The sequence below is a fragment of the Pseudomonas sp. NFACC42-2 genome, assembly GCF_900116055.1.
Taxonomy (GTDB): Bacteria; Pseudomonadota; Gammaproteobacteria; order Pseudomonadales; family Pseudomonadaceae; genus Aquipseudomonas; species Aquipseudomonas marginalis.
Window position 1 is genome coordinate 100,485 of record NZ_FOZO01000018.1, and the last position, 9,604, is coordinate 110,088.

Genomic DNA, 9,604 nt, shown 5'->3' on the forward strand with positions numbered 1-9,604 from the left:
TCTCTCAGGTGTTTTCGGGGTGATGCCGCAACGATAGCACAGCGTCAGATATTTCTGACTCCTGACCCAACTCCAGCATCAACCCACTCAAGCGTTTGACCTTGCGTCGTACGGCCTCTTCAAACACCCCGCCCCGGGGTTCGATCAGGCTGAACCAGCGCTTGGCGCGGGTGATGCCGGTGTAGATCAACTCTTTGGTGAGCACCGGGTTCAGCGCGTCCGGCAGGATCAGCGCGGTGTGGGTGAACTCCGAGCCCTGGGATTTGTGCACGGTCATGGCGTACACGGTTTCCACATCATTGAGACGGCTGGGCAGGACAAAGCGCACGCCACCCTGGCCATCGTTACGTGGGAAAGCCACCCGCAGCACCTGGGGGCCGCCGTCGCTTTCAGGCAGTTTGAGGGCAATGCCGATATCGCCGTTCATCAAGCCCAGGCCGTAGTCGTTGCGCGTCATCAACACCGGACGGCCTTCGTACCATTGCTCATCCCCCTCGATCAGCCGCACTTTGCGCAAGGCGGCCGTGATGCGCAGGTTCAGCCCTTCCACCCCCCAAGGCCCCTTGCGCACGGCGCAGAGCAGTTGGAACGCATCGAAGGCTTGCAGCAGTTGCTGGGCCCAGTGGGTCCAGGCGAGGTCATCGCGCGGGGTGTCGACGGTGGGGCGCGCGCTGTGCAGCAGGTTGAGGTAATAGCGATAACCCTGGGCGCCGTCGCCCTGCCCGTCCAGCACCAGGCGCTCCAGGGCGTGGTCGTGCTCACCTTTGAGGCTGACGCAGAACAGGTCGCTGTGGCTGCGCGCGGCCAGCAGCTTGCGCGCCTCGTCGGCGTTTTGCTGGTTGACCCAGCGCGCCAGTTGGCCGATGCCGCTGCCTTCGCCGAAACGCCGTGAGTAGCGCAACATCACCACTTGCTGAGCCAAGGGATGGCTGCCATCGAGGTCTCCGTGCAGGCCACTGGCGCTGAGGTCTTCGCCGCTGACGGTTTGCAGCCATTGGCGGGTGTCGGGGCTGTACCAGCCAGCTTCGGCGTCGCGGCACAAATCACCGAGTACGGCGCCGGCCTCCACCGAGGCGAGTTGGTCCTTGTCGCCCAGCAGCACCAGGCGCGTGTGGGGCGGTAACGCATCCAGCAGGTTAGCCATCATTTCCAGGTCGATCATCGAGGCTTCGTCCACCACCAGCACATCCAGGGGCAACGGGTTGCCAAGGTGATGGCGGAAGTGCCGAGTGCCCGGGCGACTGCCCAGCAAGCGGTGGACCGTGGTGACCTGGGTCGGGATCTTTTCCTTCACGCTTTGCGGCACTGTCAGCGACAGCACTTGCTGGCTGATGGATTCGGTCAAGCGCGCCGCGGCTTTACCGGTCGGCGCGGCCAGCCGGATGCGCAACGGGCTGCCGGACTCTACGGCCGGCGCCTGCAACAGCGCGAGCAGGCGCACCACCGTGGTGGTCTTGCCGGTGCCGGGGCCGCCGGTGACGATGCTGAATGCACCGCGGGTGGCCAGGGCGCAGGCGAGTTTCTGCCAGTCGATCACGCCATCGGGCGCCGGCTGGTCAAACAAGCCATTCAAGCGCTGGGGCAAATCGGCGGCGACGCGTTCCTGGGTGGCGAGACGCAGGCGCAAGGCGCTGTCGATACGTCGTTCGTAAGTCCAGTAGCGGCGCAGGTACAGGCGTTTACCCGACAGTACCAAGGGACGACTGTGTGCCGATTCGCTGCCGTCCACCGCCAGGGCGACCAACGGACTGGCGGCCAGGGCGTGGCACCAGTGGGCGCCATCAAGGCCGTCGAGCAATTGCGACGGCAGCAGCATGGCGCCGCTTTGCAGGTCGCCTTCGGGCGGCAGGGACAGGGCAAAATCCGGCGCGTTGAGGGTTTCGAACAGGTCCAGGCACACATGGCCGTGGCCGAGTTGGTGGCTGGTCAGCGCCGCCGCCAGGAGCACCAAGGGGTCGGCATGTGGATCGAGCTCGTGCAGGAAGCCCACGAACGCCTTGTCCAACGCCCGCAGCCACCCCCGGTCAACCCAACGCTCCAGCAGGTGCACCAGGTCGGCGGCGCGGCTCAAGGGCGCTAACGCCTCAAGCGGTAACGGCGACAGGCTCATAACAACACTCCTTGTTCCCAGGCAGGCTCAACCTTGGGCGGGATGGGCTTGCCCTGGAACAGCAGGTCCAGCCCTTCGATCAGTTCCCGTGGCGGCCGGGTGAAAAACGCCCCTCGGCTGACAGCCTGGGTGCCGCGCAGGAACAGGTACAGCGCGCCGCCGACATGCCGGTCGTAGTCATAGTCCGGCAGGCGCGCCTTGAGTTGACGATGCAGCGCGAGCAGGTAAAGCACGTATTGCAGGTCGTACCGATGTTCGAGGATCGACTGTTCCATGGCGTCCTGGGTGTAGGCCGAATCGTCAGGGCCGAGCCAGTTGGATTTGTAGTCGGCCACGTAGTAACGGCCGTCATGTTCGAAGGTGAGGTCGATAAAACCCTTGAACATGCCGTTGAGCAGCACTGCTTCGGCGGCGACGCGGGACACACCGTTGTGGGTGTACTGGCACACCAGCTTGTCGAGGGCGAGCACGTCGACTTTATGGCTGGCGAACCAGAACTCCATTTCAATCTGGTAGTGCTGCAGGTTGCTCAGGGCGACCTGGTCGTTATCCACCGGCAGCGGCGTATGCAGCAGATGGCCCAGCCAGTCGCTGAGGGTGACGATCCAGCCTTCCCAGTTGCGGCGATTGCAGCGCGCGCCTACGGCTTGTTCGATCGCTTGCGAGGTCACGTTGAAGCCTTCTTCCCCGGCCCACTCCAGCAGGCCGTGAAGGAAGGTGCCGGGGTTCGGACCGCGTGGGAAACGGTGAATGTCTGCGCCGGACGCCGCCACGTCACGCGGTGCATCGGGATCGAGACGTTCGTCATCGAACAGCTTTTGCGCCTGTGGGCTTTCGGGCGCTTCAAGGTGGGCGACGCTCATGCTGTCGCCAATGCGCAAGGCACTGTAGGACGCGATCCACCAGTTCTCGGCGGCCTTGCGCTTGGGTAACAAGGGCGCGAGCAAATGGGCAGTGTTGCGCGGCGGGTGGAACAGGATGTCCTGGGCGTCGGGCACTGGGGCGTAGTGGATGGCCGGGCAGCCGTCCTGCAGATCCAACAGCCAACGCGCGAGGCCGGCGGATTCACTCAACGACGCACCGGCGCCGAGCAAGTAACCCAGCGCCGACAGGTGCAGTACCGAGCTGCTGCTGTTGCCACGCTTGAGGTCGGCAACGCCCAGCCAGCAGGCATGTTTGGCGCGGGTCAGGGCCACGTAGAACAAACGCAGGTCTTCGGCCAGGCGCTCATCGTCGGCCTGGGCGATCAACTCGGCGGTCGGGCGCAGGCTGACATGGGATTTGCCGTGTTCGTCGTGGTAATGCAGCGGCAGGCGACTGCCGTCGACCGGCTTGGCCGAGCAGATGAAAGGCAGGAAGACCAGGTCGTACTCCAGGCCCTTGGATTTGTGAATGGTCACCACCTTGACCAGTTGCTCGTCACTTTCCAGGCGCAGGATTTGCTCTTCGCCGGCCTGGCCGGACAACGCCAGGTGTTCGGCCAGGTGGCGGATCAACGCCTGTTCGCCGTCCAGTTCCGACGCGGCTTGTTGCAACAACTCGCTGAGGTGCAACAGGTTGGTCAGCACACGTTCGCCGTCGCTGCGGACGATCAGGGTTTGCGGCAGTTTGAAGTCGTGCAGCAGGCGACGCAGCATCGGCAACACGCCTTGGGTGCGCCAGATCGTGCGGTAGCCTCGGAACTGCATCACGCGGCTTTCCCACGCCAGTTCGTCCTGGTTCAGACGCTCCAGTTCCGGCAGTGACAGGTTCAAGGTGACGCAAGCCAGGGCCGCCCGCAGCGGCCGCTCGACGTCCGGCTCGGCGCAGGCCTTGAGCCAGGCGAGCAGGTCGTGGGCTTCCTGGGCGGCGAAGACGGAGTCCTTGTCGGACAGGTACACGCTGCGCACGCCACGGGCTGCCAACTCGGCGCGTACGGCCTGGGCTTCCTTGCCGTCGCGCACGAGGATGGCGATGTCCGACGGCAGTACGCCTTGGAAGCTGTCGTCCGCTTGCAGGAAACCGGCCGTACCTTGCTGCCCGCCGTTGAGCAGCTCGACAATCCGGGTGGCACAGGCACCGGCCAGTTGTTGGCGGTACACCGCGTTGGAAACCGGCTGGTCGGTGGGCAGGTGCCACAGGTTCATTGCCGGCAACGTTTGGCCGTCGACCTGCAGTTTTTCCTTACGGCCTTGGGATAGCACCGGATGGAACGGCACCGGGTTGTCGCCGTTCGACTCCCGGAACAGGAACGCGCCGCGGCCGGTTTCCGCGCGCAGGAACACGTGGTTCACCGCGTCGACCATCGCATGGCTGGAACGGAAGTTGGTGCCCAGGGTGTGGTGACGGCCGAGCGTGGATTTGCGCGCGCGCAGGTAGGTGTAGATATCGGCGCCGCGGAAGGCGTAGATGGCTTGCTTGGGGTCGCCAATCAGGAACAGGCCGCTGTCGAGGTGGTTCTCTTCGATGCGGTAAATACTGTCGAAGATGCTGTATTGCACAGGGTCGGTGTCCTGGAACTCGTCGATCAGGGCCACCGGGAACTGCTCGCGGATCACACTGGCCAGACGCTCGCCGCCATCGGCCTGCAGGGCGGCGTTGAGGCGGATCAGCATGTCGTCGAAGCCCATTTCGGCGCGACGGCGTTTTTCTTCTTCGAAACGTTTACCGACCCAACCGGCAGCGTGTTGCAACACAGCGGCGTCGGGGGTTGGCAGCGCGTCGAGGGCGGCCTTGAGGCCGGCCATGGCGTCGATGCCGGGGTGTTGCGGCGGGTCGCCCTTCCAGGCTTCGGCCATGCCGTCGGGGGTGAGGCGGGTGAAGCCGGTGCCGATGTCCAGTTGCTCGAGGGTTTCGTCAGCGGCCCAGGCGCTGATCTTTTCGAACCAGGGCTCGAAGTAACGCGCTTGCATCTTGCGGCCGTGAACGGCTTTGGCGGCTACGGCTTGCAGGCAGATATCGCGTAGCTCGGCGGCCCATTGTTGCCAGGGAGCCTTGATGTTTATCAACGCTTCACGGCGTTCTTGCAGGCAAGCGTTGATCAACTCGGCGGGGTCGCGGGTTTCATCCGTCGGCCGTTCGCTGCCGAACAGTGCGCGCACGCGTGGCATCAACGCGGCCGGGCCGCCCCAGTTGTTGCGTACCCAGTTGAGTGCGTCGTCGTGCATCGGGTAGCAGAACAGTCGCCAATAATCGCGAAGCACTTCGCCGAGCAGGTCACTGTGGTCGGTTTCCAGGGTCTGGATGAACAGGCTGCCGCTGTCGAACGCGTGTTCGCGCAGCATGCGCTGGCACCAACTGTGAATCGTGGAAACCGCCGCTTCATCCATCCACTGGGCGGCGATGTCCAGGCGGTTGGCGCAGGCGGGCCATTGCTCGGGGAGGTATTGCGCACGCAGGTCGGCGATCAGCGCGTCGGGCTGTTCAATCTCCTCGCGGAAGAAACGTGCAGCTTCGGCCAGGCGAATGCGGATGCGCTCACGCAGCTCTTTGGTGGCGGCATCGGTAAAGGTCACCACGAGGATTTGCGGCGGCAGCAGTTCACGGCCGAAACCGGACTCGTCGCCACCGTGGCCAAGGACCAGACGCAGGTACAAGGCGGAGATGGTGAAGGTTTTGCCGGTGCCGGCGCTGGCTTCAATCAGCTGGCTGCCATGCAACGGGAAGGCCAGGGCCAAGGGTTTGCTGCTCATGGGCCGGCCTCCTCGCCTGTGAGTGATCGCCACGGGGCGTTGATGAGCGGTCGATACAAGGTTTCGCACCAGCCTTCGAACTCTTCGCTGGCGACCAGGGCGGCGTAATCGGGGAACTGTCGGGTGAGCGCCGGGGTTTCGCGACGCTCGCCGTCGGTGGTCAGGCCGTCGCCTTCATAGGCTTTGCTCGCGGCGGCGTGGGCTTTGACCGGATCGGTCTGGCTGAGCCAGGCGAAGGCGGTCTTGACGGCTACCGGCAGCGGTTCTCTCATGCCGCTGTGCCAGGCCAACAGCAGGTTGCCGAGGATTTCCCGGGCGATGGGCTGATCCAGCGGGGCCAGTAGCAACGTATCGTCGCTGGCCACCAACCCCGTGCTCAACGACAGACCGCAGGCGCAGGCCACCACATGATTGACCCAAGGACGAATCAGTCGATGCCATTTGCGTGTTTTGATCGAGCCGATGCTATTGGGGATGGTGGTGACACTCAGCAATCCGCCATCACTGCGTCGATGCAGGCCGCTGATCCAGCCTTCCAGCGCTATACCTTGATGCTCGAAACTGATCGGCTCTGCGGCAGTGTGTGGCGTTGGCCAGAGCGCCAGCAACTGCTGGTAGCGTTGCAACAAGTCGGGCAGGGGCTCAATGAGTTCGTTGCGCAGGCACTCGCCGAAACCGACCATCGGCAACAGGCCACTGCCTTGCAGCCGCAGGGCCTGGGCGTTGAGGGCCTGGTCGAGGTGTTCGGGCTGGGACAGCGCAGCGTTCAACAGGCTGTCGCTCAGGTTGTAGCGTTGCAGCGCGTCAAGCACGAAGGGTTCTTCATCGGCCAAGGGTACTTCAGCGGCTTCGAAGAACACTTTCAGACGCTGGCTGAAGAAGTGTTTGACCGGGTTGCGCAGGAAGTCCTGCAACTGGCCGAGACTCAGGGGCTCTTCCTGTTGGTGCTGCGCCAGTTGATCCTCTTTGGGGACGTTATCCACAGCTTGGTGGAGTAACTGCCATTCGCGGGCGTAGCTGAACAGCACATCACCTTCGTGGAAATAGCGGGCGCTGAAGGGTTGGAGCGGGTGTTCCTGGGTCATCGCGTCCAGTAGCGGTGTTTCTTGTGCGTTGTGCCAGCCACTGGCGATATGGTCGCGCAGTTGGCCGATGAGTACAGAGGCCGGGCGCTCGCTGTTATCGCGGATGCTACGGCCGACCCAGCTGATATAGAGCTGGTCGCGGGCGGACAGCAGGGCCTCGAGCAGCAGGTAACGGTCGTCTTCGCGGCGCGAACGGTCGCCGGGACGGTAGTCGCTGCCCATCAGGTCGAAATCCAGCGGTGGCTGGGCGCGTGGGTAGTCGCCATCGTTCATGCCGAGCAGGCACACCAGCTTGAACGGGATCGCGCGCATGGGCATCAGGGTACAAAAATTGACAGCTCCGGCGAGAAAACGCTGGGACAGACGTCCTTGGTCAAGGCCGGCCAGCCAGGCTTCGCGGACTACGGTAAGCGGTAACTCATCCTGCAGACCAACGGACTCGCAGGTTTCCAACCAGGTTTCCCTGAGTTGCTCGAGCTGACCCAACAGGTAGTCGTCGTGCTCGCTGCTGGGTAGGAAGAAGAGTTGCATCAGGCGTTGCAGACGCTCGCCCCATTCGTGGGGCGGCGCGGGTTGTGACAGCGCTTGATGGGCATCGCCGAGGGCATCGAGCAAAGCGACCAGGGGGCCGATCAAGGCCGCATCAAGTCCGCCGATTTCGTCGTAGGGCTCAATGCCTTCGCAGGCTGCACCGGTGCCGACGGCGTAGCCTAGAAGCATACGGCGAAGGCCAAATCGCCAGCTGTTTTGTTCCAGTTCACTCGGCAGACCGAGTCCCGCACGTTGCTCGGCGTTGAGGCCCCAACGGATGCCAGCGCCTTCGATCCAGCGGTGCAGCGTGGGCAGATCGCGCTCCTTGATGGCGAAGCGTTCGCGCAAGGCCGGGACGTCCAACAGATCGAGAATCTCGCTGACGGGGAAGCGGCTGTCAGGGAGTTTGAGCAGGTGTTCAACGGCGATCAGCAGGGGATCGCGGCCGCGCTGGCCTTGATCGGTGAGGGTAAAGGGGATGAAGCGGGGATCGATTCTGTCCAGTTGACCGAATACCGCGCGGATATGGGGCGCATAGCTGTCGACGTCGGGGACCATGACGATGATGTCCCTTGGGCGAAGCGTGGGGTCGGCGCTGAAGCGTTGGAGCAATTGGTCGTGGAGAATCTCCACTTCGCGTTGGGCGCTGTGGGCAATGTGGAAGCGGATGGATGTATCACGCTCCAGATCGACAGCCGGCCATTGTTCCCGAGTCTCATTGAGCGGGCGCAGTTCGAGGATATCGTCCTGAAGCTGGTTGAGCAGTGTGGTGGGCTCGCTGTCGCTGAACAGGTCGATTCGACCATCGCGAAAAGCGGCGCGGTAGCTGTTGGGATCGTCGTAACTGTCCAGCAGGCTGATGTAATCACGACCTTGTTTGCCCCAGGCGGCCAACAGCGGATGGGCGTGTTGGTGCAGGGTTTGTGGGTCGATGGTAACGGGCATGCCGGCTTTGCGCGCCTGGCGTTTGTATTCGTTACGCAGCAGGTCTTTGTCGGCCACGATGTCGGACCAATGGTGGCGACACGGGTTGTGCACGCACAGCAGGACTTGGCTGAAACGGGCCAGGCCGGCCAGCGCCTCCAGCGCTTGGGCGGGCAAGGAAGAAATCCCGAAGACAATCACCCGGGAAGGCAACCCCTTCGGTGCTTGCTCAAGCGCGTTGATACGTTCAATGAAGCGCTGGTGTACGCCGGCGCGGCTTTCGGCCATGCCCTCTTCACCGACGTCCAATAACAGCGCACGCCATAACTCGGCCTGCCAGCAGTTGGCCGGGTTGAGTGGCTTTGATTCGCCTCGACCGTTACGCAATTGATGGCGGCCGGCAGCCCAGTCTTCCAGCCAGTCAGCGCGGTAGACCTGGTATTGGTCGAACAGGTCAGCCAGTCGTTCCGCCAGTTGGTAGCGTTTGCGCAGGTCGGAGTCGTGGGTCAAGAAACGTTGCAACGGCTCGAAGTGCTGTTGATCGATGAGTTCCGGGAGCAGGCGCATCAGGCGCCAAGTGAGCGGGGCTTTATCGAGCAGGGATTTTGGAGGGATTTCGTCACGTCCCAGGACCATGCGATAGAGCTGCCACATGAAGCTGCCGGGGAGCTGTACATCGATGGCGGCGGCAATTCCGCAGCCTCCCATATCGTCGTCTTGCGGGTCTTCAGCCAAGGCCAGTTTGAGCCACTGGGCAATGCCGTTGCTTTGTACCAGGGCGATTTCGTTTTCCAAGGGCGCCAGCGGATAACGGCGCATCCAACTCACCACCAGGCTGCGCAGTTCGTCCAAGCGGTTGCCGTGAACCACCATGAATCCAGCGCTGAGGGACGTCGCATCCGGCATAACGGCTTCCTTGGGAAAAGCAAAATCGAGGGCATGGACTTTAGCACTGAAGACCCTCCCGAGGCGCCTCTTCGCACTTTTCGAGCGCGCAAAACAAAACCCCATCTGCTCTCGCAAATGGGGTTTCGGAATTTAATCTTGACGATGACCTACTCTCACATGGGGAAACCCCACACTACCATCGGCGATGCATCGTTTCACTACTGAGTTCGGGATGGGATCAGGTGGTTCCAATGCTCTATGGTCGTCAAGAAATTCGGGTACTGAGTCGTGACCAGCTGGCCTCGCTTCAGCAAATTGGGTATGTGACAGCTGTCGGTGTTTTGTGAAATCTCGAACTTTCGGTTCATTGCGTCTTCACACACCGCAATCTGGCC

Annotated in this window: 3 protein-coding genes and 1 rRNA gene; all 4 read right to left on the reverse strand. The window is 62.9% G+C overall.

Annotation, left to right across the window (positions count from 1 at the left end):
- Positions 1–4 precede the first annotated feature (4 nt).
- The 4 genes from recD to rrf all read right to left on the reverse strand — a co-directional run bounded on the left by recD (position 5) and on the right by rrf (position 9,479).
- On the reverse strand, positions 5–2,110 hold the full coding sequence (recD, locus tag BM416_RS24320; protein WP_092489727.1) for an exodeoxyribonuclease V subunit alpha: 2,106 nt from the start codon (positions 2,108–2,110) through the stop codon (positions 5–7).
- On the reverse strand, positions 2,107–5,781 hold the full coding sequence (recB, locus tag BM416_RS24325; RefSeq protein ID WP_092489728.1) for an exodeoxyribonuclease V subunit beta: 3,675 nt from the start codon (positions 5,779–5,781) through the stop codon (positions 2,107–2,109). The genes recD and recB overlap by 4 nt, the downstream gene beginning before the upstream one ends.
- The gene (gene recC / locus BM416_RS24330) at positions 5,778–9,227 is read right to left on the reverse strand and encodes an exodeoxyribonuclease V subunit gamma (protein ID WP_092489729.1); all 3,450 of its coding nucleotides are present in this window, start codon (positions 9,225–9,227) and stop codon (positions 5,778–5,780) included. Before recC ends, recB begins: the two co-directional genes overlap by 4 nt.
- A gap of 136 nt (positions 9,228–9,363) precedes the next feature.
- A 5S ribosomal RNA gene (rrf, locus tag BM416_RS24335) occupies positions 9,364–9,479 on the reverse strand.
- Positions 9,480–9,604 lie beyond the last annotated feature (125 nt).

Bases quoted from the DNA above. Each gene is read 5' to 3' on its own strand.
- recC (WP_092489729.1), bottom strand. From the start codon at position 9,227: ATGCCGGATGCGACGTCCCTCAGCGCTGGATTCATGGTGGTTCACGGC.
- recD (WP_092489727.1), bottom strand. From the start codon at position 2,110: ATGAGCCTGTCGCCGTTACCGCTTGAGGCGTTAGCGCCCTTGAGCCGC.
- recB (WP_092489728.1), bottom strand. From the start codon at position 5,781: ATGAGCAGCAAACCCTTGGCCCTGGCCTTCCCGTTGCATGGCAGCCAG.